Raw genomic sequence first — 24,142 nt, forward strand, 5'->3', positions numbered from 1 at the left:
CCGCAAGTGAATGGCGGAAGAAAAATGTGGCTCTTATTAGAAGATAAGATGAAGATATAGTCTGTGCTTATGTGAAAGCATAAGAGGTCTACTCGTGAGAGAAAGACTGCATGAAGGGTTGCTCCTTCGTGTGAACAAGAAAAATATATACAAATATAAAAATGTTAACAACCTCTCTAAATAGGGTAATGTGATTTTATCATAGTGAAAGAGAGGTGGTACGCATGGAATTAATGTCCATTGGAAAATTTGCTAAACGTGTTGGTGTAAATGTTGTAACTCATTGTCACGGTCTTTGCAAATAGATTATCCAGTCAACGGTCTAAGAAAGCTAAACGATTGATTGACGAGGTGAAAAACAATGATATTGGCGACAAAGATAAGATTAAAACCAACTAAAGAACAAGAGGTTTTGTTTTGGAAGTCTGCGGGGACTGCGAGATGGGCTTACAACTATTTCTTGGCTGAAAGTGAACGTATTTATAACGACGAGAAGCGTACCGTCAAAGAGGGCGAAGTTCGGAAGAAAATCAATAACGAACTGAAACCAACAACGAATAAATGGCTAAAAGAAGTCGGAAGCAATGTGATGAAACAGGCGGTAAAAGATGCCGATATGGCTAGAAAGCGTTGGTTCGAAGGCATGACTGAAAAGCCTAGGTTCAAAAGCAGACGAAGAAGTAAAGTTAGTTTTTATGTAAATTACGAAAGTTTAAAACGAACAAATGAAGGTTTTAGAGGTGAAAAGATTGGCAGTGTAAAAACTTGCATTGCGCTTCCTAAGCTTAAAAAAGGTCATAAATATTCGAATCCACGTATCTCTTTTGACGGGAGAAATTGGTTCTTATCAATTGGATATGAGCAAGAATTTGACCAATTTGATTTGACAGGCGAAAGTTTAGGGATTGATGTAGGAATCAATAAATTGGCAGTTTGTTCTGATGGTGAGTTCAAAAAGAACATCAACAAAACCGAAGAAGTCAAACGATTAGAGCGAAAGTTAAAACGAGAACAACGACAACTAGCTCGTAAGCTGGTAGCCAACACGAAAGAGTACACTAAAAACCGAAAGCCAATCTATAAAACACCTTTAAAGAATATGAAAAATATTCAAAAACAAAACACAGCAATCCGTAATTTATATAAGCGACTTAACGACATCCGAACAAATCATTTACATCAATGTTCTAATGAGATCGTGAAAACCAAGCCATCTCGTATTGTAATGGAACATTTAAATGTAAAAGGTATGATGAAAAATAAACATCTGGCAAAGGCGGTAGCCGGGCAAAAGCTACATGAGTTCAAACGGCAAATTCAATACAAATGTCAAAAATACGGAATTGAATTTGTTGAAGCTGACAGATGGTTTCCATCATCAAAAACTTGTTCTAGTTGTGGACAAATCAAAACCGATTTGAAACTGAAAAACAGATTATATATCTGCCCTTGTGGTTAAAGTTGGATAGAGATTCGAATGCAAGCATTATACTTAGCAAATTACTCAATCTAAGGGATTTAACTGACACTAAACCTTAGATGTGTACGCAACGATACTGCGGAATTTAAGCCTTTGGAGAGTCATACAAAATGGCAGTAGCTTTATGCGAAATCAGACTCGGAGAATAAGGAAGACACAAATACGAAAGTCGGAAGATATAAGTTGTGTCACAGTAGAGATGTCTACATTTTTTAAGAAATGTGTATGTTTTTCGTATCGGATTAACAACAAAAGGAACGATTGGTGCACAAACAGCATTAACTTTAGATGACTGTGTAGATCGAATCCAAAAAATTATTCATGCTGGTAAGTCTGTAAATCCTGATATTTTAGCAATTTGCCATGGAGGTCCAATTGCAGAACCGGAAGATGCTGCTTATATTATCGAAAGAGTAGATGGAATTGTTGGATTCTTTGGTGCATTTAGTATTGAGAGATTTGCCGCAGAAAAAGGAATTAAGGAGCAGACCGAAGCTTTTAAGGGTATAAACAATAGTAATTAACTTTCATATCGAAGACAATTTCCTTTCTCGAAAGTCTGAAAGAGACTGGGACATAAGTATATTTTCAAAGCAAAATTAAACAATTTCACATCATAAAAGCGCAAGAAATCAACGTTTCTAAAATTGATTTCTGCGCTTTTTTAATTAAGGTAAGCATAGCATTGATTGTTATAGATCTTGAAACGGCTAGAAATGTTGAATATTTGGGGGAAATTGTACATCAAATAATAATATAGAGTTAGATTTTAGTATTTTTCAATTCCATTAACAAAGCACTTTCATTATTAATTTTTTTAACTTTTGAAAACCCGCATTTTTCGTAACATCTAATAGCTCTTTCATTAGAAATTTCAGGGTCTAATATTATTATTTCAGCGTCAGTAATGTTCATAATGAGTTCAATAAATTTACTAACCATAATCGTTCCATAGCCTTTATTATACAGTTTAGGGATACCGATAAATTGGTCAATTCCAAAAATCACTTGATTATTTAAATATCCTAATTCTTTTTGTTCTTCTTCTTGAAGTTTATAGTATTGCATAAATCCTATTGGGGAACCGTCTAACTCAACTATGAAAGGAAAAACTGGGATTTCACCATGAACTCGTGGTTCATATTTTTTCCTTACTTGTTCTTTTGTAAATGGTGAATTAATATCCCCATAAAATTCTAAAACTTCTTTCGTACTTAACCATTTGGCCATTAAATCATAATCATTATCAGTCATATTCCTGATGGATAAATTGTTTGTATCCAAAATATGTACCCCTTTCAAAACTTTTTGTATATCATAATATACCAAAAATTATATGTATAATACAGGCAATTACTGAACGATATGAGGAAAGTAACTATAAAAGGGTCACCAGGCTGGTGGCGACCCTTAAATCGGAAATGTTAATACTCTCTATTCAGGAAAGTAGCTCCGATAATAATTAGAAGTATAAATAGAACAACAATTAAGGCAAATGATGAACCGCCACCATATCCGCCACCATAGTAGCCTCCATTATTTATACCACCAACGTTTCCGCAGTATCCCATAAAATATCCCTCCTTTCTACAATGTATTATATGTAAGCAGTAGAGAAGGGGTAGGGTGTTAAACCATTCAGCTGTAGGCATTAAGAAAGATATTTTTGTGAGATACGACAATAAAAAAGGGTCACTTGGGATAGGAGTGTCCCTTAGAAAAAAGTTTCGGAGGTGTAAGGCTAAATTAGCTTTACCTTACTATGATGTGATAGCTATGTTTGTATAGTGAATTGCCTGTGAAATAGCTTTAAAAATAAAAAAATGTAGCGTCGTCACATGCTACATTAAACTAGAGAACAAAATGAGAAAAAGTGCAGTAAAAGGAATGGATCAATAAGAAAACAGTCCCTTCAATTTGAAAGGACTGTTCAATAATAGTGAACTACTTTAAATTCAATATAACATTTTTAATAGGGGGCAATGTTATACAAATTTAATGAGGGGCTTTTGTTTGAAGCAACTTAATCCCCATACCAATAAATATCATTCCAGTTAACTTATTCAGGATCATCCCTACCTTTTGGTTTCCTCTTAGTTTTTTAGTAACGTACGAAGAGAAATAAGCAACAAATAAACACCATAGTAGTCCAGTCGCTGTAAAAGTAAGTCCTAAAATTAAAAAAGGAATAGGACCGGATGCTTTAACATCTATAAACTGTGGGAGAAACGCAATAAAAAATAAAGAAACTTTTGGATTCGTTAGACTTGTTAAAAGTCCCTGTATATAAATTTTTCTTAAGTTTAATATATTAGATGACGCTTCGAAACCTATGTTTGACTTATCCAGTATCATTTTAATCCCTAGATAAACGAGATAAATAACACCAATAATTTTAATGGTATTAAATAATACAATAGATTTTGTAAGAATGAGCGATAAGCCAAAAGAAACTAATAACGTATGAACTAAGGAACCAGTAATAATACCAAACACAGAATAAATACCAGCTCTTTTTTATCTTCACTTTTCATATTGAACCTCCAAATTCTAATTTGTCTTTCTATTCAACTGTATAATATCAATTTGTGAGAAAATTCACTTAAACTAACAGGGATTGTTCAATTAGAGCAATCGCTTTTACACTAACGGGCAGGTTAGTTGAAGATCAAACTTTCAGAATAATATAAAACTGCTAGAGAAGGATTACACTCTCTAGCGGTTTCTTGTTTCTAAGTCAATTCAATCATAGTATATTATTCCATAAATAATCAGTTTTTTCATCTTATTGTAATATGCGCGATAGAAAAGGAATAACAGGATATTGAAGAAATATTTTTGATTCACGAAATATCAAAACAATCTTTGAGGAAACAGCCTAAAACGAAAAGGATTAGATTATACTTACACCTTTAGCCCTATAACGGGGAATATCCGAGCTTACTAAGAGCTAATGCCATTTGATAGTATCCCCTACTATTAGGATGAACTCCTCCTGATGATAGTAAAGCTTTTTCATTTCCCTTAAATACACTATAGATATCAGCTACTTTAACATTCAATTCCCGACCAAAACTTTTAATCAATGAATTAAACGCTCTAATCCCCTCATCTGCTATAGGAATATCACTAAATGGATTGTATAAATTCTGTAACCGTAAAATATATTTATCTTGTTTGTCTAGATGGTGAATTCTTTCTAATATTTTTGAGATGTTATTTCCTGATTGTTTAATAGCACGAGATATACTTTCTTCGTTTTTATTGATTAGAAATTCTTTAGCAGCGTTTATTAAATCATCCCCTCCAGCTGTTATCGTGATGATATTTGCACACTTTACAGCTTCCGTAACAATCGGGGCATTGAGTATAGTTAAAACATCCGCTGTCGTTGCTCCTGACCGTGCATGTTTTTGATAAAAAATACGCTTTTTTAAAGCTTGCTGGCTTAGACATCTGTAATATTCAACAAATCCAGGATCCAAAAACGGAACACCGATACCCACAGTAAGGGAATCGCCTATCGCAAGATAACGTAAATGATTGAAATCCATATTTCACCTCAACTCATTATTTATATTCTTATAATATTCAAGTAAAAGATGAATGGAGAAGCATTAAAAGAATGGGAAAACGATGCCTAGACAAACTAGCAATTGTCGACACGAAGAATCGATAATAAAAGAATAATTACTTCTTAATTTATTTAAGCTGAAATATCCACAGCGTAATCAATTATCTTGTATAGTCCAGCTTTTTTAGACATCATAAAAAATCTCACTTACTTATGATAAGGTTCTCCGCAGTGTTAAGGATTGTCAGTACTAATTGTTGGAACTATATAGGTCTTGGTGGTTGGTACAGTGAGCTTTATACAGAATAACTACTGAACAATTAGAGGGAAATGTGGAGTAAAAAAACTGATTAGAATATTCAAATCAGCTTCTGGTTTTTAGCTTTTTTCCGTTTCATCTTTTTTACTTCTCAGTAGTAATGCCATGAATAAAAAACTTGCTACCCAAAAGGAAAAGAGAAAATTTTCAAGCAAAGGCAAATTACCGTTTTTAAAATAATCCCAAACAGTAGTAAATAAAAACAGTGTTACAAAGAAAGCGATATATAAGCATTTTCCGAATGTTGTCAATTAAAGCACCTCTATATGTAATAATGGTAAATTTTAAAGGGTCACGGATATGAAATGAATGAATACCCTAAGTAACAAATGGGGGAGGTCGTGACGGTCAACTAACGCCACAACCTAATAAGTGCGTGCGATACACTCAATATTAATTTGTGCAAATTGAGGATACCTATACATTAAAAAAGACGCAGCGTTTGTAGACGCTACAGCTTCGAATTGGTTTATGCCCTTTTATTTATTATTTAATCGACACTTATGGAATAGAAAAGTTTGAAAAGATATACAACGATAAGAATGTAGAAAAGAAAATAGAGGAAGTATACGGGAAAAATATTAGTGAGATAGAAAATGATTGGGTAGTTTTTATTAAAAATAGTCAGAAACCAAAACCAACATATGAAGATAAAATAAAAATGAGGAATTTTTCTGAATTAACTTCTTCACTTATTGTCAAATTAACCCGTAGTATTTTACAAAAGATTAGTTCTGATCAGATTCAATCAGATGGGAATAGCTCACAGCACGTGCGGTTGTGTTTCACTGTTTGCTATCCCTTATAAATTATATGTGAATGAGAGGATATCTTTTGGACATTGTGGTAACGATTCCTGAAGTAAAGTTATAATGAATATATAAGGGAATATACATATGAAAAAAGTATCATTTGTTTTATCAGCAACACTACGTATAAAGGTTGGTTTTCTGGACAATTTTCAGAGTAAGAAATAGTATTTTGAGACAGATGAAGAAGTAGTCGGAAGGCTTCTTCATTTTTAGTGGCCAAGGAATTTTATAGGCAATTGTAGAATATTTCTATTTACAAAAATTTGATAGGAGTGACTACAAATGCTTTTTGAAAATGATAAAATATATCCTTATTGCACATTTATTAGTAGAACGGTGGAAGTTGGTGGGCTTACTAAATCGGAGCTTATCCAGAAATTGCAACAATACTCTATCTTGATGAATGAGTATGGAGAGAGGCTATTTGCAGACGATAAATTTATGACTTCTGATACGAAGTACAGCATACAGACCGTTGAACTAACTGTTGAAGACCTTGGTTTTCCTGAAGGAGCTAATATGACTCAAATCTATAAAAGAGCTGGGGAACTTGGTTTGGAATTGTGCCCGCTTGAGTTAGGACCTCACCTAAGATTGGAGTACCTGGATCAGCTTGAAGGTTATTCCGGCAATCCTTTACAGCAACAACAAGCTCCTTCAGGTTCCATCACAATAGCATCGGAGATTCTAACTGAAGATGATGAATTTCCGAAAGGCTTTTACCTTAGACGAATTAACGGTGTTTTGTGGCTTCGTGGATACTGTGCTGATTATCTACACGTTTGGAACCCTAATGATCATTTTATATTTTGTCAAAAAACACTACAGGACAATTATAAAGAATTTGAAAATATGAATAAGGTGAATGCGTTATTCCAACAAAAGGAACAAATGTAACAGATGTAATAAAAAGAACAAATGTAAAACATGTAGCATATTTTGAAATAGAAAAAATATGATGTAAACTCGGAGGTAGGACGGCACGGTAAGGTTTTCCTCCCTTGGTATTTATAAAATCCTGAATATTAGAGAAAGACAGACCTGCGCTTGACAGGCTAGTCCGGAGCGCGACAAACATGGCCGGCCCATATTTTTTAAGAGTTGTGGAACGGATTCTTATTCAACTAAATCATCCTTGTAGACACCAAATTATTATTGGCGATTATTTAGATAGGGATGAATATACTGCTGTTTATGAAAGTAACGAGATAATTATCAAGAACTACTGGTGGCACTAAATACATTGATGCAACTGATTAATTTTGAACAACGACCTAAGTTAATAATTGATTTGGCAAAGGCCCTAAGAATCATGGATAGGGAAATTTCAGATCAATTGGCTAAAGATTTAGCTGAGAAGGTATATAGAAAATACAGATAGTATGTAAAGCACTTTAAAACAGTGCTTTTTTTTATATCAAGATATTATTATGGTTATTTGTTTTATATACAATAAATAGTATAAATGGAGGACATGGGAATGACGTATGAACGGGCATTTAATAAGGCGTAAATTGAGGTAAAGCACCTAGAGTTACAGTGCCATTTGTGAGCTGCGAGGATTGGAAAAAACAATTTAGTGGAGAGAGGTAAAAAGCAAAAGGTGATTAATCCTTTTGCTTGATTTCTAAAAATACTGAGAAACTAATTGCAATAAACATTACTATAGAAAAAATAATTGTAGTAGTGGATTTGATAGAGACTGATGTAATCAATAAAACAAGAGAACAAATGATAATTACTACACGTACTAAAATATTTGTTTTTTTACTAGGTTTAAAAAAATCTTCCAATATACCAAGTAAAAAACAAAATGCTATAAACACAAGATACTCATATAGAAGTATGGGTTCTAAATATTTTGACTGAACCTAGTTAACTGACTCGCAGAAATGAGCATAAGAATGTATTTTGTAAATTTTAAAATGCCTGACAAAGTATCACCTCATATTAATAATAGGTAACTAAATAATGTAAGTCCAGATGAAATTAGGAATAAATTGGTCGGGAATCACCTGTTTTGTACTGCACCCCAACTTGTACCCCAAATAAGTGGGGTACAACGGGTGAAAACGGAAACTAACATTTTTCACGAAATATTTTCCCTGAACTAAATTTCAAGTATTTATTATTTAATCTTTTTTTATTGATAGAGCAAAAACACCGCCAAATCAATATTTTTACGCTATAATGTAGGACGAGGTGAAGAAAATGTTTGTTAGTGAGAAACAAATCGAAATTCGATATGCTGAGACCGACCAAATGGGCGTGGTGTATCATGCGAACTACATCATTTGGATGGAAAGGAGAATAAAACGTTGATATATAAGGAAGGGGAGGGGCCCCGGTAAAAGTGAACCCCAAAAAGTACCCCAAATTGTTTAAATGTCGTTATTTTTTTGTATTTCATCCATTTGCAAATTGATTCATGTAATCAATAGATTTAATTTCATCCTTCTCAAATGAATGAACATATACTTTTAATATAGTGTTTGGATCATCCCCAAGTATTTTTGCTACTGTCACAAGCGTTTCGCCTCGAGCGAGTAAAATGGAAGCAACTGTATGTCTTAATCCGTGAGGTGATATTCTTCGTACTTCATACTTATTACAAATCATATCAATTGCATCCTCGACATAAGTTAAGCCGATTGGACGGCATCCTTGCCTAGAAATGAAAACAAAATCCTCATCTTTATGTTGCATGCTGTTTTCCCATTTCTTTTTTATACACCAGGCTTTATAAATTTTTAACTGAGCATATAATTCGTTATTCATGCTAATTTTCCGGTAACCATTATCGCTCTTCGGTGGCCCAAGTCCTGTTCTTGTACGAGCTTTGTTAATCGTAATAGACTTGGTTTTAAAATCAAGGTCTTTCCATGTTAACCCCATCATTTCACCTTTACGCATACCCGTCATCGCTAAAGTAAGAATAACAGTATATCTAGTAGTAGGGTCATTTTCTTTTACACATGATAAAAATGTTTTCAGTTCTTCCTCAGTATAAAAATTCTCTTTATCACCAGTTGGTGCAGCACTAAAGTCCATTTTCTTAAAACGATCTTTCGGCAGGATTTCTTCCTCGACAGCATACGAAACAGCGGATTTGAAAACTCTAAAAACACCCTGAATGGTTGCACGTTTTAACTTATATGATACTAACTTATCAATCAATTCTCTTTGAAGAGTCATTTTAGTGATTTTTTGTATTTTGTAATGGCCAATAAGTGGTTTAATATGATTATTGTAAGATTCTTGATAATGTATATACGTGCCAGGACGCCATACATTTTTCTTCATTTCAAACCAAATTTCCATCCATTGTGCAACCGTTAAATTCGCATTTTCTACATATCTATCATTTCCATCTAATACATTTGCTTTTACTTCAATTAATGCACGCTCTGCTGCGTGTTCAGTATCAAAACCTTGTTGAGATTTTTCTTTTCGCTTCCCAAATCGATCATAGTACTTATAGCGAAATGCAAACTTCTTTTCATTTTCCGAATCTTTGTACCAGTAAATGCAATCCTTTTTTGTATTAAAAAATTGTTTTCTAACCAATGTGATTTCCTCCGATTAAGCACGAGCAGGTACAATGAAGAAAATCGTCAGCATCACTCCTTTCGAATTGGAATATATGTTCCCTTTTTCTGTATTAAAATAGCCCCTTATATTTCAATTTCACCAGTTCCACTGGGATTTGATGTAAGGAAGCTATTTCATATATTGTCATATTTTCAGCAAGATAATCTTGTGCAAGTTCATCGGTTATTAACATTTCAACCGCAAAACGATTTGCTTGATGTTCTATTTTATCTACCGAAAAAAAAGTATTACTTCTCATAAATGGGGTATTTAAATCAGGATGTAATACCACATGTCCAAGTTCGTGGACACGAACAAACTTCTTTTTATGTTCAGCAAGATTTGAATTTATAAAGATGTATTTATTTCTTCTAACATAACGATAGAAGCCATATATTTCTTCATTTAGATCATGCTCTACTATTTGAATATTCATCTGCTGAGCAATTACAGTAAAATCAGTTGTTTGATGCTGATTAATCAAGTCTTGAACGATGTTTTTAATCCACATACTCGTCAACCCCTTTATAACTAATCTTTTCTGTATTTTTTAGGGATATATTTTTTATTTGCGAGTGTGGCTAACCTTTCAGCATGCTCCAAGGCTTCTAAAAGTGACTCAATCGCCTCTTCACTCATTGGTTCACCCATAAAACTCAGTGCAGCTTGGTTGTCATCGCTACTTCCTTCTATTAGATCTTTTTTGATTTTCGCCATTCTCTTTCCGATATCACGTTCATCTTTTTCGGTTAATTGTGAACCATTAGTCGATTTATCTTCAGAAATATAATCTGTTGTAGTTTCTGTTTCAAGATATCCTGCAATTTTCATTAATTCTTCATACGGATAATTATAGGCACTAGCGAGTCTTTTTAAGGTATCCGGAGAAGGTTTTAACTGTTTTTTAGACCCTCTTCTATACCCCTTTTCAACATCTGATATGTAGGTATGACTTAATCCTGTTAATTCCCCAATTTCCCTTAAAGAATGATTTCCTCTAAGTTTAATTAATAAGTCACCTAGTTCGTTCTCGTTCATACTAACCCTCCTTTGTAAACTCTATTTACCATATTGTAAAACATATACTACAAAATATTAAGTAATTATCTTAATTTTTTTGTAGAACATAGTTGACAATGTGTTGTACGTAGTTTACTATGAAAATGTAAACAATGTACAACAACGGAAACGAGGTGAATTAAAATGTATAACGTTGTTAAGTATCTTCGCCTTAGTAAAGAATTTGATTTAACCCAAGAAGAACTTGCGATAGCTCTTGGTGTTTCAAGACACACCATTATCTCAATTGAAAAAGGAGGAAATACCACAGCAGAAATGGTTTTAAAGCTCGGGCATTTCTTTGATAAAGATCCAAGGGAGATTTTTTTTACCCATGATGTTGCACATAGTTTACATCGTGATAAAAGAAAAGTTATTTAAATATTTTCTAAATCGCCATCCAAAAGTTTGCTGATTGAAAGGACTTTAAAAAGGAGGTTTTATTATGAACCAATTACAAGTTATCCATGAACAAGCTGTATTAACAAAAAAATTCAAAGTATATGGAACACTAGAAAATCCATTATTTCTAGCAAAGGATGTTGCTAATTGGATTGAACATAGTGACACATCAAAAATGATTCGTTCAGTAGATGAAGATGAAAAGCTGATACGAACATTGTTCCTATCAGGTCAAAATCGTGAATCATGGTTCTTAACAGAAAACGGGTTATACGAAGTGTTAATGCAATCACGTAAACCTATCGCTAAACAATTCAAAAAACAGGTCAAAAACATCTTGAAAGAAATTCGCCTCAACGGTGGATACATCGCTACTGATGAAAATGACGATGAAGCATCAATCATGGCCAAAGCATTACTTATTGCAAATAAAACAATCGAAAACAACAAGAAAAAAATCGTTGAGCAACAACTAATAATTGAGGCTCAAAATCCAAAAGTAATATTCGCTGAAGCAGTACAAGCAAGCCATACATCAATTTTAATTGGTGAGTTTGCCAAAATCCTAAAACAAAACGGAGTAGATGTTGGGCAAAAACGTCTATTCGAATGGCTTAGAGATAATGGCTATTTAATCAAACGTAAAGGCTCTGATTATAACTCACCTACACAAAAGTCAATGGAACTAGGATTGTTTGAAATTAAAGAAACGCCAATTTACCACAATAGTGGAGAAATTAGTATTAACAGAACATCAAAAATCACCGGAAAAGGACAAGCCTATTTTATTAAAAAGTTCCTTACGAAGGTGGTCGCTATATGATTCAAGATCAAATCAAAGATGAAGTAACGCTTTTTTGGGATATAGATGACATCATTCGAGAAACACGATACAGAAAAACTTTCCTTGAAGCTAATCTACTGCGCGATCCAAGAATTAAACGCTATGAAAGAAAGCCAAAACCACGTAGTAAGAGGGTTTGGCTTGCAGAACCAACAAAAGAAACAATAAAAAATATCATTATGAATGAATGGTCTTAAAAATATATAAGCACGAGCAGGTGCAATTTAATAGGAGAGGCCAGGGCAAATGGCCTCGTCAAACTACCAATCTAGTAGAAATCTAAGAGGTAGGGGCAAATCTACCTCTTATCTTTATATTAAGTTAACTTGGTCGAAATTGGTATTCGATAAAGGAATATATTCGAAATTGGAATAAAGGGGCAAAAAGATATGGTTGCAGATTTTGCGAAAGTCGGAAAGATGTTAAAGAAATTCCGCATCGATGCAAATATTACTCAGGAAGAAATGGCGGAGCGATTAGATAGTACACAATCAGCTGTAAGTAAATTAGAAAGTGGCAGAAAGACAATAGATATTTTCACCTTCGCTTCATGGTTGAAAATTACTGATTCGGAGCTTGCTGGAACAGCTTTGATGTTCGGAATGGAAATGGCAAATATGCTTGCACACTTATCACAAACAGTTCCATCAATAGTAGGAGGGTTTATAAGTTGGATGCTTTAAAACTAATTAACAACCAAATTATAAAAGAGAAAGCATGTATCGAGGACCTAGTTAAAGAGGTAACAATCCATACGCAAGATGGTCGTTATCAACTAGCTGCAGATCGTGGTTGTGACATGCAAAATTCAATAGCTCGTATTCAGCATTTAGAACGACAAAAAGGGTTGTACTTAACAGCACTCAAGTTTGTAGACAAAGGAATTAACATAGAGGTGGTGAAGAAGGTTGCGCATCAAGCCTAGAGCATGGCGATACATGACATTAAAGCAGAGGTTAATATATGTGCATTTCTATTGTGATAAGAACATGCTGGAGAAGTTAAATGGCAATAAAAAAGCTGCTTAATCGCAGGAACGATTAAACAGCATGAAAATAATTATGAAATCTATTTTATTATAACACAGAAAAGGAGAAAGATATATTTTTAACCAATCATTGGGCTTAACAGTAAAAAAAGGCTGCCTAACAGTTTCCTGTTAAACAGCACATGGATATTGTAAATATAAAACAGAAAAAGTAAATAGTCAACAAAAATTACAGACGTTTGCGAGTGTTAACTCGCTCTCGTCAAGCAGTTCATAATCTTCTCGAATTGGTTGGTTAGCCAAACACATTATGAGCTGCTTGATGGGACTAGCAATCTATTTATAAAGCCTAGCACAGTACACCATGACCTGCTTTTAGGAGCGAGCGACAGCCAAACGGCCCCAGATGCGATGACAGTTTTGTAAGTAGATTGGTGGTTATCCATCAGAAAGAAGGTGAGAATATGAATCTACTAGTGGAAAATCCGATGGTGTTAGGAACAATTGAACCTATCAATAAGGTACCGACATTCCGATATGTCGAAAGAGATTTTCGTGATAAGTATGGTTCGTTAATAGTTAGTAACGATGACTACATGAGGTTTCCGAACGATGACATTGTTCATTTGGACAACTTACACACTTATGCAGAAGATTGCTTCGGAGCAGAATTTTGTACAAAAAAATAAACCACTACTCACAATAGTGGCTTAGAAAAACATTTATTAATCAGATTTTAGCACAGGAGGGCAAAAGAATGGAAGCAGTTTCTACATTAGAAATGGATCGCATCGAATGGCTACAGCTCCGTAAGAGTGGTATTGGTGGTTCTGATGCATCAGCAATTCTTGGTTTTAATCGTTGGAAATCAGCGTTTCAACTATACATTGAAAAGACATCGGATATTATCGACGAATCAGATAGCGAGGCTGCATACTGGGGCAATGTTCTTGAAGATGTTGTAGCTAGAGAGTTTGCAAAACGAACAGGCAAGAAAATTCGGAAGATCAATAGAATGCTGCGACATCCTAATCATTATTTTATGACAGCAAACTTAGATAGGGATGTTGTTGGTGAAAAAGCATTTTTGGAATGCAAAACAGCAAGTGAGTACTTGAAGGACAGTTGGAATGGTGAAGATGTTCCAGCAGCATACCTTTGTCAGTTGCAACATTATCTTGCGGTAACTGGCTACGAAAAAGCTTATATCGCTGTATTAATAGGTGGTAACAAGTTCGTTTGGAAAGAAGTTGCAAGGGATGATGAATTTATCGAGTTGATGATCCAACATGAGAAAGAGTTTTGGGAGAATCATGTATTAGCTAATGAGCCTCCGGTTATTGATGGTAGTACATCGGCTACAGAATTACTAGCCAAAATGTACCCACAAGATGATGGCTCAGCGATTATGTTGGACGAGCAATCCAACACATTAATAGAGGCAATCGAATCGATAAAAGTCGAGGAAAAGCAATTGGAAAAGCAACGTAAAGAATATGAAAATCAGCTCAAAATGACTCTTGGAGAGGCTGCCGAAGGGCACTCTAATCGCTTTAAAGTATCATATAAAACCATCTTCTCCAATCGATTTGATAGCAAAAGATTGAAAGATGAGAATCCTGACTTGTACAAAAAGTATTGCAAAGAATCACCATCAAGACGTTTAACAATTAAGGAGGCTAACTAACAATGGCAACTACAAATGATTTGAAAGCTCAAATGCAACAAGCACCATCTACTCAAGCAAAACCTAAAACAATTGATGATTACTTAAAACAAATGGCTCCAGCAATGGCACAAGCTTTACCAAAACACATGGATGTTGACCGTCTAATGCGACTAGCGATGACTACTATTCGTACAACTCCAGCGCTTAAGGATGCAGATGTTTCTAGTTTACTAGGTGCAGTTATGCAAGCTGCCCAACTAGGATTAGAACCTGGTTTAATGGGTCACTGCTACTTACTACCGTTCAAAAATAACAAAAAGGGCATTACTGAAGTTCAATTCATCATTGGATATAAAGGCATGATTGACCTTGCAAGACGTAGTGGTCATATACAGTCGATTTACGCTCATGCAGTGTACGAGAAAGATGAGTTTGAGTACGAACTAGGATTAGACCCTAAGTTAAAGCACAAGCCTTGTATGGACGTAGATAAAGGCAATTTTGTAGGTGCTTATTCAGTAGCTCATTTCAAGGATGGAGGCTATCAATTTGAGTTCATGTCAAAAGCCGATATCGAGAAGCGTAAAGGTCGCTCAAAGGCTGCCAATTCATCATATTCACCATGGGCTACAGATTACGAAGAGATGGCTAAAAAGACCGTTGTACGACACATGTGGAAGTACCTTCCGATTAGCGTGGAAATGCAACAACAGGTAGCTTATGACGAGGGTACAGCACCAAAACGTGAAATGAAAGACATCACTCCAGAAACAGAATTTTTCGTTGATGCACCTGAACTTGTAGTAGAAGAAGTGAATGAATAACGTACCACACAAAGTCCTTCTGCCTGCTTGGATATTTGAGCGGGCGAAGGATAACGATGAAATCAGACGTCTGGTGCTGCAATACATGACTAGATACCCAAACTATCGAGTTACCAAAGTGAGTGGTAGTTTCGCAGTTTGCGAGAGGCATGACGGGCTGTTATAAGAAATTTTTGCAACAGGGTGGTGACAAGTTGGAACTCAATAAAATATATCAAGGGCATTGTATAGATATACTTAAAACTTTACCTAACGAAACTGTAAATACAGTGGTTACAAGTCCACCTTACTGGGGGCTTCGTGATTATGGAGTAGAAGGTCAAATCGGGCTTGAAGAAACTCCAGAAAAATATGTTGAAAATATGGTTCAAGTGTTTCGTGAAATTAAAAGGATATTAAAAGATGATGGGACAGTTTGGTTGAATCTTGGCGATTGTTATTGGGCAAATAGAAGTAAGAACGGCTTAGAATATATCGGGAATACTGGGAAAAGTAAAGACTATATGTTAAGAGCTGGTGGAGGCTCTCATGAATATCTTAAATCGAAGGATCTAATAGGAATTCCTTGGCGAGTTGCATTCGCATTACAGCAAGACGGTTGGTACTTAAGACAAGATATAGTCTGGAGTAAACCAAATCCTATGCCAGAATCGGTTAAAGATAGACCAACTAAATCCCATGAATATATTTTTTTACTAAGCAAATCTCAACTTTATTATTACGATAATGAATCAATAAAAGAGCCAGCAATTTATGGGACACAAGATATTAAGGGATCTCGAGGAGCATTTGGACAACCTCAAAAAGCAAGGCGTACTAATAAGCCTAGAGGTTCCTTTGATGGTAAGTATGGTAACGAGGCTTTTAGAGCAATTCGAGAAAAAAGAAATAAACGCTCAGTGTGGACAGTTACAACAAAACCACTAAGAGAAGCTCATTTTGCCACCTTTCCGGAAGACTTAATAGAGCCGTGTGTTTTAGCAGGATGTCCAATGGATGGGGTTGTAATGGATCCATTCTTTGGGTCAGGAACTACAGGGTTGGTTTCTCTAAAACATGGCCGTAATTTTATTGGAATAGAACTTAATCCTGAATATATAAAAATTGCAGAAAAGCGATTAAGCGAAGTACAGCTGGAATTAATTCACGAATTAGGTTGCTGAACTAATGTGGATTTATAAACCTATGGTTAAAAATTCGAATATTGCGACATAAGGAGAGGTGATGGCAAATGACTGGAATATACAGAGAACGTAAACGAGCAATTTTCTCAGCTCTTTGTAGAGAGTTTGGGAAATCAGAAGCATATGACCAGTATTCTTGGGGCTTTAAAGATAAAAAGTGTACAGTGTGCGGTTCTGAAGTAGTTGATTATTCAGAGTGGCATGAAACGGGTTACGAAACCAAGCATTGCACAAATGGTTGTTGGTCAATTAAAACGTATGGGCTAACAACTGAGTTCAAAACAAAAGGTTTCCATCGAAGTGTTACAAGTAATCGTTCTTTGAATTATAAAGCGATCAACGGTATGTGGAATCACGCAGAAAATCACTTCAATCAAGCACTGCAGAAAGAACGAAGACGATTTAAACGAATGAAGCAATTAACACACCGTAAAAGCAAGTAGGAGAGGTGAGGGCAAATGGGTATCATCCGAGTGGCTAAGAACAGCAACTATGTAGTGATGAATCGAACGGCATTGAACGACAACCGGCTATCTTGGAAAGCTAAAGGCATAATGGCATACATGCTTTCAATGCCAGATGATTGGGTGTTTTATATGGACGAATTAATGACTCACTCAACAGATGGCAAGGCATCATTCAGAGCTGGTTTCAATGAGCTAAAGACATGCGGATACATCGAACGGAAACCTATTCGTGAAGGGCAAAGAATTAAAGAATGGGAAACGATCGTTCATGAAGTACCTATAAATTCTCTACTTACCGATTTTCAAGAAGTAGAAAAGCAAGAAGTAGAAAACCAAGAAGTAGGTTTTCAAGAAGTAGAAAATCGAACACTACTAAGTACTGATAATAACCAAGTATTGAATAAACCAAATACTGATAATAACCAAGTACTGACAGAGAGAGAAGAGAGTCGGTCGGTCAATCCGTTCTTGGAAATTAAAAATTGCTATGATTCAACAATTCGAATCAGTAACTTTACGGATCATCGAAAAATGGACATGCTCCTAGAACTGTATCCTGACTACTTACTCATTATCGAAGCCATCAAACTTACTGCAGACTTAGGTAAATCAAGTGTCGAGTATGTAAGAGGTATTCTTCATAATTGGTCCACTGAAAAAGGAGTTAAATCATACGCAGATTGGCAGGTGAAGATTGATGGAAAGAATGGGCGACCGAATGGCAGCAGTAATGGAGGAACTTCGAGCGAGAAGCCAGTTGTGTTCGGAGACTACAGTAGCTGAGGAACCTGATTACAACTGTCCTAGATGCAAAGATGCTGGCAGTTACTTAGTCCGCAAAAAGAACGGTTACTTTATCCGAGGGGTTGAAGTTGAACAAGACTATTACGTCGAGTGTGAGTGTAGCAAAATGCTCAAGATTAATAGACTCATTAAATCTAGTGCAATTACAGAAGAATTCCAGAAAATGAGTTTTAAAAACTTCTCGACTGATGGTGTACATCCAAAGATCGCTGAAATGAAAAGTAAGGCGAATCAATATTATGCAGCATTTGAGCAGATTAAAGGTTTTAGACAGAACAGCATCATGTTAATTGGACAACCTGGTTGCGGCAAAACACATTTGTTAACGGCTATCTCAAACTACCTGATTCATACAAAGCAAGTGCCTGTTCTCTATTTCCTTTACAAGGATGGGATGAACAATCTTGCTGCTAACAACTTTGAACGTAAAAACGAAATTATGGACCGTATGAAGGAAGTTGATGTTCTGTTTATCGATGACCTATTCAAGCCGATTGGAGGAAAGGTTGATGTAAAAGCTTGGCAGGCTGAATCCATCTTTGAAGTGGTTAACTATCGCTACCTTAACAACAAGCCGTTGCTTATATCCAGCGAATTATCATTAGATGACATGCTATACATCGATGAGGCGTTAACGAGTCGGTTGTTTGAAATGGCTCAAGATTTCACGGTAACTATTCCGAAGGATATGAAGGTGAATTATCGATTACGCAAGGTATTTGAAAATAGATAGAGGGGCGCAAAGCCCCTTGATTGGAGGGCGAAGGGATGAACCGCAATGATTTTCACAATAAGCTACATTCAAGCAAAGGCATGATGTTCATTGTTACTGGATTAACAGCCTTGGTTGAAGAAGAAGGCTACACGCCTCATGAAGCATTGGATATAGCTAAAACAGCTGGACAGGAGTGTTATTTTGCACTGAATGAAATCCATAAAGAGGCAAAGGTAGGTGCAATAAATGAACAGCTTTGGTTCATTTTCAGACTTTTTCTCAGTGGTAGCAAAAGCAATTGAAATTAATCGTGAAATAGAAATGGACGGCCTCATGATTGAAATTGAAGCATTTAACATCGCTAATGCCATCGACAAGGCTTTGGCTATTAGGGACCGTGAGGCTTTTAACAAATTATTGGGGAGTGAATGAGTGATGGATCAAAAACAGTTGAATGCCATTAAAGAACGTGTGGGGAATGCTACACCTGGAGAATGGAGAAGCATGGACACCGGTCACGTTAGAACACATTATTCGGTAGGAAATGAGGAAGAGTTCGTAGCACATACCTATGATGTTAACGATGCTGAATTTATAGCCAATGCTCATAAAGATGTGCCAGCGCTTGTTGCAGAGGTTGAGAGGTTGCAAAAAAGACTAGCGCAAACAGAAAAGTGTTATGAAATTATGGAAAAAGCAACGTTTAAAGCAACCGACAAAATTAACAGTTTTAAGAAAGCTCTTGAGTTTTATGCAAGTGAAAATAATCATTTCAGAGCTGATATGCATGCAGAATCACTTGTAATGCAAGATGCGGGTGAAAAAGCACGTCAGGCATTAGGCGGTGAATCTAAATGATTCCAACATTTTTAGGCTACGGTGTTACTCCATACGCAGTTATCATCTGGCGCGATGGTGATGAGGCCAAGTATCGAACAATTTGCAACGATGACGAGGACATCGAAAGAATGCTTGATCGTCATAAAGAGCCAAGCGATTTCTACCACAAATATGAGCCAAGGGTTTATTACACGGCTCAGAAAGAGGAGTTGATTGCGTGAGAAAACGTAACGGCATTCCAATAGATATTCCTGGTGCTCGTAATCAGGCACCAATGGTAAAAACTAAAAAACCTTCAGAATACAACCAGTACAACGTTTATGTGACTATGTACAAATGTGATGGCGGTCAAAAAATCTGGACCATGGTTCCGCTGATGCATCCGGATTTCAAAGAGCTGAAAAAAGCAGGCTATAGAATCACTGAGAAGTGGGATAAGAGGGAGGCAACGGCATGAGTAGAGAGATTAAGTTTCGTAGTTGGTTGAAAAACGAATGTGAAATGTTAACTAATTTCGGTTTCGTGACTAATGATGTTGTTAGTGAGACAGATGAACGCGTACTGATGCAATACACAGGCTTAAAGGACAAGAACTGCAAGGAGATTTATGAGGGGGATATATTAACTGCTGATAGTTATCCTTACCAAGATGAGGGTGAATACAATTATCACCTAGTAGTTGAGTACATTGAATATGGTTTTTGTGGAGTTATGCATTGTGTAGGTAAAGGAAAACGAGGCATTTCTCATGGAATTGCTGAAAACTTAGAGTTAGCTGAAGAATATGAAGTCATCGGCAACATCTACGAAAACCCTGAATTGTTGGAGGAAACAGCATGATTAACCGAGTCGTATTAGTTGGCCGACTTACAAAAGATCCTGAATTGCGCTATACACCAAATGGCGTTGCATCATGTCGGTTCACGGTTGCAGTTAATCGAACATTTCAAAACCAACAGGGTGATCGTGAGGCAGACTACATTAGCTGTCAAGCATGGCGGAAGCAAGCTGAGAATCTAGCCAACTTCATGAAGAAAGCTAGCCTAATAGGTTTGGAAGGGCGAATCCAAACAGGCAGCTATGAGGGGCAGGATGGCAAACGTGTATACACTACAGACATTGTTGCCGATAGCATTCAGTTTTTAGAGCCGAGAAACAGCACAGGAGGCTCACAGGGCACTTCAAACTACGAATCTAGTACAAATTATCACGGAGCAAATACAGGCGCTCCACAGGGTCAGAATTACGGTAATAATCAGCCGAATTATACAAGAGCAGATGAAGATCCGTTTGCTAATAGTAAGGGACCGATTGAGGTAAGTCAGGATGATTTGCCTTTCTAAATAAAAATATTCGAGGTGATAAATATGGCGCAACTAAAGAAAATCACCAAGGCTAGAACATCACAAGAATTAGATCGAATGATTGCTGATGATATGGAGAGAGGTTGAGAAGTAGCAAGTAGAGTTAATCATTTTCCTTATCACTCAAGACCATATCAAATATTAATGCAATTCGATACAGAAAGGGAACAGGTGAGTTTATGAATATAGCAGTTAAAACTTTTGAAAAACTATTAAACACTCAAAAAGAATTTGATAGCAGAGTGGTACTTGAAAATGAAAAGAGTACCAGGGTAGCGTACTTAGTGGAATTTATCGAGTGGATCAATACGCGTGAATTTTTCAAAGATTGGAAACAAAACAAAGGGAAGTCGCAAGAAAAGCAACTTGATGAATTAGCGGATTTATTGGCTTTTGGGTTAAGTATTGGATTGCAAGAAGGTGTTACTACTGACAACTTGGTTAATCTGCAGAATGATTATCAAAAACCAAACAAATATATCAATACAGATAATGTCTTGTTTATCATATCTGAGCTAAGTAGTGATTTGGCAAATAAAGAATTCGACGAATATTACTTAGTTATGCTGCCATTAATGCTTGCTGAAGATTTTTATACAGTAGACCAATTAGTTAACGCTTATTACAAGAAGATGCAAGTGAATCATAATCGCCAAAACAATAATTATTAACTAAATACACGCTGCTGGTAGAACGGCATTTGGTTGTTTTATCAGCAGACTTCTAAGAGCGCTAACAGGAGGGCAAACATGAACGTACTCAAAATTGAAATACCAGGTGATGTACAGGCACAGCAACGACCACGAGTGACACGAAACGGCACATTTGATCCAAAAGAATCTAAGGACTATAAATCATTCGTGAGGTTGGTAGCCTCACAGGTTGCGCCAGATACGCTTATTACCGAGGAAATAAGATTGAGCATTGATGTGTACCGTAAGATGCCAAAAGCTATCAGCAACAGTAAAAAGAAGCATCAGCAAGCCGTTGATGGCGTTTTAAGACCAACAACCAAACCAGACATCGACAATCTAGCAAAGGGCATTAAAGACGGTTTGAGCAAGGTTATATGGCATGACGATAGCCAAGTAACGGAGTTAGTTGCTCGTAAGTGGTATTCAGATAATCCTAGAGCCGAGGTGACGATTGAATGGGTAGAAAAGTAGATAGTAGGTACATCCTTTTTACAGGTGAAGTTCATGAAACGGTTAAGTTTGATTTTACAGTACAACAGATTGGAAACTTTATAGCCATGTGGAATTAAGGGCATTCAATCAACAAGATAGCTCAAAGGCTTAATACAAGTAAGGTGAGTGTGGCGTTGATTGCAATGGATTTAGAAATGACAGGAAAGATTAGGCCGCGAGCTGGTGGATTGCTAGGGAAACAGGTTAGTTGAAAATTAAAAATCCTCGAGAAAGGGAGTCCTAGCAAGACCTTCTCGAGGAAAAAATAAATATTATTAAGGATATCAATAGTGTAACTTTTCTGAAAACTTTCGTAAAGGTTAATAGAAAGAAATTGTTCAACAAATACAAATAAACAATTGGAGGTAACAAGTATGAAAACAATTGATAAACAAGCAATCTTAAATGTCCTAAACGGTTTAGAGGTAATCGAACAAAATGGTGGAGAAGATGCTTATATTCTTGTTGAAAATAATGCAGTTAATCACGAAAAGTTAAATGCAGTAGGTGTACCAAGTGAAGCAATTAATAAGTATGGTGACGAAGAAACATTCTGTATTTTAGCCTTAGCATTTAGTGAGGGCTATGCTAATGAATTAGAGTACAGCAAGTTAGTTCTTAGACCAGACAAGTTTGCTGTATATGATTCAACTTATAACGAATTTAACTTACATGATACTTATAAAGAGGCATTGAAGGATTATGAGGCTGCTAAGGAGTCAATCATGGAAGAGAGCTTGTCTGGAGATGAACATGTATATATTTTAGAGGTTAAAAAGGTAGCTTACATTGTTGAAGATAAGGATAGAGAAGATGATCCAACAGAAAAGGGTTTTGAAGCATGGTGTAAGTGGGAAGAAACTGATTTAGATAAATAGTGACTACTGCACAATATGAGGAAAATGTTATCTATCTTCCAATGTCAGAATCATTAATCTGAAAATGATGAATACCCCAAGGTAAGCACCAGTCACCAAGAAAACGGGATTTAAAAAGATGGCATGAATTGTAGTCATAAACACAGCATCATCGACAATGATTTGGTAAATTTTTGTGGACGCAATACTACCGAAAATTATTGTTGATATAACAGCAGCTATATTAAAAATCATCTTGAATTTATCGTTTTTATGTTGTAGATAAAGCATAACCACAGGCACAACTATGCTGGAGGAAACTAATAAGATTTTCAAAATATCACTCCTTTTTTTACACATTATACCCTTGAGGATTTGTAGATAAACAGAAAAGCCGCAGCGTGTTCAGACGCTACAGCTCAGAATTGGTTACCCTTTTGTGGTTTAGTCAGTAATAGCATTATACCACATAGGAGGGCAAAACTATGTTAACTAACCAATCTACAGCAAGAAAAATGGAAGAACAGGGTGATATGTTCAACATCATCACTCAAATGATTAAGGACTTCAAATGGATGCGTAACGAGGTCCAAAGGCTTCAAAAACTTTTATACGGACAAAGCTTACCTATTCAGAATTGGGGTGTAGCACAATATGGAGTTGAGGCAGCAATGCCAAGAGGTTCTAAGGGCAAAAGTATGGCAGAGATTAAACGCATTGAATCACTTGAGGAAAAACGCAATAACCGATTAAGACGTTACGAGACAGAGGTTTATCTACTAGAAACACTAGGTGATACGCTTCAAAACGAAACTCAAAAAGTTATTTATGATTGTTTACTGGAGGGAATGTCTTACAGAGAGATAGCTTTACACCTTATGATCTCTAAGGACAATGTACAAAGACAGAAGAAAGATATCATTCAACAGCTATTGGAAAATGAACAGATGGAAACGTTTTTGTTATATGGAGATTTAGATTAATTCCAAGACAAATGCGACAGATGAGACAAATGAGACAAAATCATGCATATTTGTTTCCAATAAAATACGAAGTGTAAAATGGAGGGGAGGTCGGACAGGTAAATGTTTCTTTCCTTGGTATTTATAAAATCCTAAATATTAGGGAAAGACAGACCGACGACCGACCTGCGCCTCATAAA

The 24,142-nt window shown here is 35.9% G+C and carries 30 protein-coding genes and 4 pseudogenes; 26 read left to right on the forward strand and 8 right to left on the reverse strand.

The annotated features are described in order from the left end of the window. Positions 1-361 precede the first annotated feature (361 nt). Both ACIQLB_RS18330 and ACIQLB_RS18335 read left to right on the forward strand, forming a co-directional pair. Positions 362-1,539 (forward strand): annotated as a pseudogene (locus ACIQLB_RS18330) (RNA-guided endonuclease InsQ/TnpB family protein). A 174-nt stretch (positions 1,540-1,713) separates the two neighbouring features. Next, positions 1,714-2,004 (forward strand): annotated as a pseudogene (locus ACIQLB_RS18335) (phosphoenolpyruvate hydrolase family protein); the annotation flags it as partial. A 238-nt stretch (positions 2,005-2,242) separates the two neighbouring features. On the opposite strand, the gene ACIQLB_RS18340 reads toward ACIQLB_RS18335, so the two are convergent. The 4 genes and pseudogenes from ACIQLB_RS18340 to ACIQLB_RS18355 all read right to left on the reverse strand — a co-directional run bounded on the left by ACIQLB_RS18340 (position 2,243) and on the right by ACIQLB_RS18355 (position 5,034). Next, positions 2,243-2,764, reverse strand: coding sequence for a GNAT family N-acetyltransferase (locus tag ACIQLB_RS18340; RefSeq protein ID WP_400728898.1), 522 nt, complete (start codon positions 2,762-2,764; stop codon positions 2,243-2,245). A gap of 140 nt (positions 2,765-2,904) precedes the next feature. Continuing rightward, positions 2,905-3,051, reverse strand: coding sequence for a YjcZ family sporulation protein (locus tag ACIQLB_RS18345; protein WP_400728901.1), 147 nt, complete (start codon positions 3,049-3,051; stop codon positions 2,905-2,907). A 424-nt stretch (positions 3,052-3,475) separates the two neighbouring features. Beyond that, positions 3,476-3,997, reverse strand: a pseudogene (locus ACIQLB_RS18350) (LysE family translocator); the annotation flags it as partial. Positions 3,998-4,398: 401 nt separating this feature from the next. Beyond that, positions 4,399-5,034 (reverse strand): GDSL-type esterase/lipase family protein, encoded by a 636-nt coding sequence (locus ACIQLB_RS18355; RefSeq protein WP_400728904.1) that lies wholly within the window; start codon positions 5,032-5,034, stop codon positions 4,399-4,401. A 1,433-nt stretch (positions 5,035-6,467) separates the two neighbouring features. Between ACIQLB_RS18355 and ACIQLB_RS18360 the strand changes: the two genes are divergently transcribed. Both ACIQLB_RS18360 and ACIQLB_RS24645 read left to right on the forward strand, forming a co-directional pair. Then, positions 6,468-7,082 carry a helicase gene (locus ACIQLB_RS18360; protein ID WP_400728907.1) on the forward strand — a complete coding sequence of 205 codons (615 nt, stop codon included), beginning with the start codon at positions 6,468-6,470 and terminating at the stop codon, positions 7,080-7,082. A 322-nt stretch (positions 7,083-7,404) separates the two neighbouring features. After that, positions 7,405-7,566, forward strand: a pseudogene (locus ACIQLB_RS24645) (hypothetical protein); the annotation flags it as partial. Between the two features lie 1,025 nt (positions 7,567-8,591). Here the strand turns inward: ACIQLB_RS24645 and ACIQLB_RS18365 are convergent. The 3 genes from ACIQLB_RS18365 to ACIQLB_RS18375 form a co-directional block, all read right to left on the reverse strand. Next, complete coding sequence (locus tag ACIQLB_RS18365; protein ID WP_400728910.1) at positions 8,592-9,752, reverse strand: tyrosine-type recombinase/integrase; 1,161 nt, start codon at positions 9,750-9,752, stop codon at positions 8,592-8,594. A gap of 94 nt (positions 9,753-9,846) precedes the next feature. Then, the gene (locus ACIQLB_RS18370; RefSeq protein ID WP_400728913.1) at positions 9,847-10,287 is read right to left on the reverse strand and encodes an ImmA/IrrE family metallo-endopeptidase; all 441 of its coding nucleotides are present in this window, start codon (positions 10,285-10,287) and stop codon (positions 9,847-9,849) included. Positions 10,288-10,307: 20 nt separating this feature from the next. Next, positions 10,308-10,814, reverse strand: coding sequence for a helix-turn-helix domain-containing protein (locus tag ACIQLB_RS18375; protein WP_400728915.1), 507 nt, complete (start codon positions 10,812-10,814; stop codon positions 10,308-10,310). A 165-nt stretch (positions 10,815-10,979) separates the two neighbouring features. Here ACIQLB_RS18375 and ACIQLB_RS18380 point away from each other — a divergent pair, with 165 nt between their 5' ends. The 21 genes from ACIQLB_RS18380 to ACIQLB_RS18480 all read left to right on the forward strand — a co-directional run bounded on the left by ACIQLB_RS18380 (position 10,980) and on the right by ACIQLB_RS18480 (position 23,001). Further along, positions 10,980-11,216 carry a helix-turn-helix transcriptional regulator gene (locus tag ACIQLB_RS18380; RefSeq protein ID WP_400728918.1) on the forward strand — a complete coding sequence of 79 codons (237 nt, stop codon included), beginning with the start codon at positions 10,980-10,982 and terminating at the stop codon, positions 11,214-11,216. A 64-nt stretch (positions 11,217-11,280) separates the two neighbouring features. After that, positions 11,281-12,060 (forward strand): phage antirepressor, encoded by a 780-nt coding sequence (locus ACIQLB_RS18385; protein WP_400728922.1) that lies wholly within the window; start codon positions 11,281-11,283, stop codon positions 12,058-12,060. Continuing rightward, complete coding sequence (locus ACIQLB_RS18390) at positions 12,057-12,278, forward strand: hypothetical protein (protein WP_400728925.1); 222 nt, start codon at positions 12,057-12,059, stop codon at positions 12,276-12,278. The genes ACIQLB_RS18385 and ACIQLB_RS18390 overlap by 4 nt, the downstream gene beginning before the upstream one ends. A gap of 192 nt (positions 12,279-12,470) precedes the next feature. After that, positions 12,471-12,764 carry a helix-turn-helix domain-containing protein gene (locus ACIQLB_RS18395; protein WP_400728928.1) on the forward strand — a complete coding sequence of 98 codons (294 nt, stop codon included), beginning with the start codon at positions 12,471-12,473 and terminating at the stop codon, positions 12,762-12,764. Continuing rightward, positions 12,752-13,006: a hypothetical protein gene (locus ACIQLB_RS18400; protein WP_400728931.1), complete on the forward strand. Its 255-nt coding sequence runs from the start codon at positions 12,752-12,754 to the stop codon at positions 13,004-13,006. The genes ACIQLB_RS18395 and ACIQLB_RS18400 overlap by 13 nt, the downstream gene beginning before the upstream one ends. A gap of 527 nt (positions 13,007-13,533) precedes the next feature. Beyond that, a complete protein-coding gene (locus ACIQLB_RS18405; RefSeq protein WP_400728934.1) occupies positions 13,534-13,758 on the forward strand; it encodes a YqaI family protein in 225 nt (74 codons plus the stop codon). Positions 13,759-13,826: 68 nt separating this feature from the next. After that, positions 13,827-14,756, forward strand: a complete 930-nt coding sequence (locus ACIQLB_RS18410; protein ID WP_400728937.1) for a YqaJ viral recombinase family nuclease — start codon at positions 13,827-13,829, stop codon at positions 14,754-14,756. Between the two features lie 2 nt (positions 14,757-14,758). Beyond that, positions 14,759-15,562: a recombination protein RecT gene (gene recT, locus ACIQLB_RS18415; protein WP_400728940.1), complete on the forward strand. Its 804-nt coding sequence runs from the start codon at positions 14,759-14,761 to the stop codon at positions 15,560-15,562. A 194-nt stretch (positions 15,563-15,756) separates the two neighbouring features. Beyond that, positions 15,757-16,725, forward strand: coding sequence for a DNA-methyltransferase (locus ACIQLB_RS18420; protein ID WP_400728943.1), 969 nt, complete (start codon positions 15,757-15,759; stop codon positions 16,723-16,725). Between the two features lie 68 nt (positions 16,726-16,793). Then, the gene (locus tag ACIQLB_RS18425; RefSeq protein ID WP_400728946.1) at positions 16,794-17,189 is read left to right on the forward strand and encodes a hypothetical protein; all 396 of its coding nucleotides are present in this window, start codon (positions 16,794-16,796) and stop codon (positions 17,187-17,189) included. A 15-nt stretch (positions 17,190-17,204) separates the two neighbouring features. Further along, positions 17,205-17,996, forward strand: coding sequence for a DnaD domain protein (locus tag ACIQLB_RS18430; RefSeq protein ID WP_400728949.1), 792 nt, complete (start codon positions 17,205-17,207; stop codon positions 17,994-17,996). After that, the gene (locus ACIQLB_RS18435) at positions 17,944-18,750 is read left to right on the forward strand and encodes a DnaA ATPase domain-containing protein (protein WP_400729199.1); all 807 of its coding nucleotides are present in this window, start codon (positions 17,944-17,946) and stop codon (positions 18,748-18,750) included. The genes ACIQLB_RS18430 and ACIQLB_RS18435 overlap by 53 nt, the downstream gene beginning before the upstream one ends. Before the next feature lie 35 nt (positions 18,751-18,785). Further along, positions 18,786-19,034 carry a hypothetical protein gene (locus ACIQLB_RS18440; RefSeq protein ID WP_400728951.1) on the forward strand — a complete coding sequence of 83 codons (249 nt, stop codon included), beginning with the start codon at positions 18,786-18,788 and terminating at the stop codon, positions 19,032-19,034. A gap of 133 nt (positions 19,035-19,167) precedes the next feature. After that, positions 19,168-19,590, forward strand: coding sequence for an ead/Ea22-like family protein (locus ACIQLB_RS18445; RefSeq protein ID WP_400728954.1), 423 nt, complete (start codon positions 19,168-19,170; stop codon positions 19,588-19,590). Further along, positions 19,587-19,793 carry a hypothetical protein gene (locus tag ACIQLB_RS18450; protein ID WP_400728957.1) on the forward strand — a complete coding sequence of 69 codons (207 nt, stop codon included), beginning with the start codon at positions 19,587-19,589 and terminating at the stop codon, positions 19,791-19,793. Before ACIQLB_RS18445 ends, ACIQLB_RS18450 begins: the two co-directional genes overlap by 4 nt. After that, a complete protein-coding gene (locus ACIQLB_RS18455) occupies positions 19,790-20,029 on the forward strand; it encodes a hypothetical protein (RefSeq protein WP_400728960.1) in 240 nt (79 codons plus the stop codon). Before ACIQLB_RS18450 ends, ACIQLB_RS18455 begins: the two co-directional genes overlap by 4 nt. Further along, on the forward strand, positions 20,026-20,412 hold the full coding sequence (locus ACIQLB_RS18460; protein ID WP_400728963.1) for a YopX family protein: 387 nt from the start codon (positions 20,026-20,028) through the stop codon (positions 20,410-20,412). The genes ACIQLB_RS18455 and ACIQLB_RS18460 overlap by 4 nt, the downstream gene beginning before the upstream one ends. Next, positions 20,409-20,915, forward strand: coding sequence for a single-stranded DNA-binding protein (ssb, locus tag ACIQLB_RS18465; RefSeq protein WP_400728966.1), 507 nt, complete (start codon positions 20,409-20,411; stop codon positions 20,913-20,915). Before ACIQLB_RS18460 ends, ssb begins: the two co-directional genes overlap by 4 nt. A gap of 200 nt (positions 20,916-21,115) precedes the next feature. After that, on the forward strand, positions 21,116-21,607 hold the full coding sequence (locus ACIQLB_RS18470) for a dUTP diphosphatase (RefSeq protein ID WP_400728969.1): 492 nt from the start codon (positions 21,116-21,118) through the stop codon (positions 21,605-21,607). A 78-nt stretch (positions 21,608-21,685) separates the two neighbouring features. Further along, positions 21,686-22,102 (forward strand): RusA family crossover junction endodeoxyribonuclease, encoded by a 417-nt coding sequence (locus ACIQLB_RS18475; protein ID WP_400728972.1) that lies wholly within the window; start codon positions 21,686-21,688, stop codon positions 22,100-22,102. Positions 22,103-22,497: 395 nt separating this feature from the next. Continuing rightward, entirely contained in the window at positions 22,498-23,001 is a 504-nt protein-coding gene (locus ACIQLB_RS18480) for a hypothetical protein (protein WP_400728975.1), read from the forward strand. A 27-nt stretch (positions 23,002-23,028) separates the two neighbouring features. On the opposite strand, the gene ACIQLB_RS18485 is transcribed toward ACIQLB_RS18480, so the two are convergent. Continuing rightward, positions 23,029-23,316, reverse strand: a complete 288-nt coding sequence (locus ACIQLB_RS18485) for a transposase (RefSeq protein ID WP_400728978.1) — start codon at positions 23,314-23,316, stop codon at positions 23,029-23,031. A 149-nt stretch (positions 23,317-23,465) separates the two neighbouring features. Here ACIQLB_RS18485 and ACIQLB_RS18490 point away from each other — a divergent pair, with 149 nt between their 5' ends. Next, positions 23,466-23,963, forward strand: a complete 498-nt coding sequence (locus ACIQLB_RS18490) for a sigma-70 family RNA polymerase sigma factor (RefSeq protein ID WP_400728981.1) — start codon at positions 23,466-23,468, stop codon at positions 23,961-23,963. Positions 23,964-24,142: the final 179 nt, after the last annotated feature.

Source organism: Lysinibacillus sp. NPDC092081 (assembly GCF_044755845.1).
Lineage (GTDB): Bacteria > Bacillota > Bacilli > Bacillales_A > Planococcaceae > Lysinibacillus.